Annotated in this window: 1 protein-coding gene; it reads right to left on the reverse strand. The window is 54.0% G+C overall.

All coding sequences use genetic code 11. The features are described from left to right. The coding region (locus NG792_RS26930; protein WP_261237501.1) for a tetratricopeptide repeat protein at positions 1 to 1074 on the reverse strand (1074 nt) is incomplete at both ends.

Raw genomic sequence — 1074 nt, forward strand, 5'->3', positions numbered from 1 at the left:
AGGGGTTCTAATTCTCTTAGCCCCCCCTTAGCAACGCCATCGGGTTGGGGGGGTTCCCCTCCGAACACCACAAACGTATAAATCCCCTCCCGCGTGAGATACCATTCCATCAACAGGGTTTCCTGATCCAGCAACCCCTGAATTTCCGAGAATTGCATGGGTTCCACCCGTTGGGTGAGGCTGAAATTGGGGTCGTAGGTTTTCAGGATATCCAGGAGTTGAGTTAAAGCTTGTTTCGCTTCTTGGTACTCTTGACGCAGGGTGGCGATGACATCGGGAGTGAAGCTGCCGGAGGTGCTACCCCGTTGCCCGATGCCTCCTGCACCCCCAGGGTCGGAGTTGCTGGGGTTGTCGAGGCTTTCCAGTAATCGCTGTTTGGCAGTGACTTCCCGACGCAGGAGATCGAGTTGTTCCAGGAGTTCGAGGGGAACATCGCCTTTGGGGTAGAGTTCCCGGTTTGACACCAGTTCGATCAGGTTGCGGGATTTGCTGCGTTCCACACTGGCTAAGGCTTTACCCATATCTCCGGCGTTGATGCAGGCTTGCACCAGTTTCTCATAAACCTCGATTTGGGCTTCCCGGCGTTTTTGTTTTTCGGTGTAGGATTCTGTCAAGGTGCAACTGGTTTCTACTGCGGCAATGGCAGCCTCATAGCCTTCGATGGCGGTTTCCCAGTCTTGAAGGTCAAAGGCAGTATCGCCTAATCTGCGACCGAGTTCCAAGGCTTCTACGGGGAATTTGGCAGGTGGACAAACCTCTAAACCCGCTCTCCAGTTGGCAAGAGCTTCAGGGATTTTGTTTGAGTGTAGATGGACAAAGGCGAGAAGATTGTAACTGGTGCCCATGCCCGAGCGATCGCCCAATTCGGTCATCACTTGCAAAGATTGCTGATACAGACGCTCCGCCTCATCCCAGTTGCCCCGATTTCGCTGGATATCTCCCAACACTCCCCAAGAGGTTGCCATCCCCGAGCGATCGCCCAATTCGGTCATCACTTGCAAAGATTGCTGATACAGACGCTCCGCCTCATCCCAGTTGCCCCGATTTCGCTGGATATCTCCCAACACTCCCCAA

Source organism: Laspinema olomoucense D3b, assembly GCF_025370785.1.
Classification (GTDB): Bacteria; Cyanobacteriota; Cyanobacteriia; order Cyanobacteriales; family Laspinemataceae; genus Laspinema; species Laspinema olomoucense.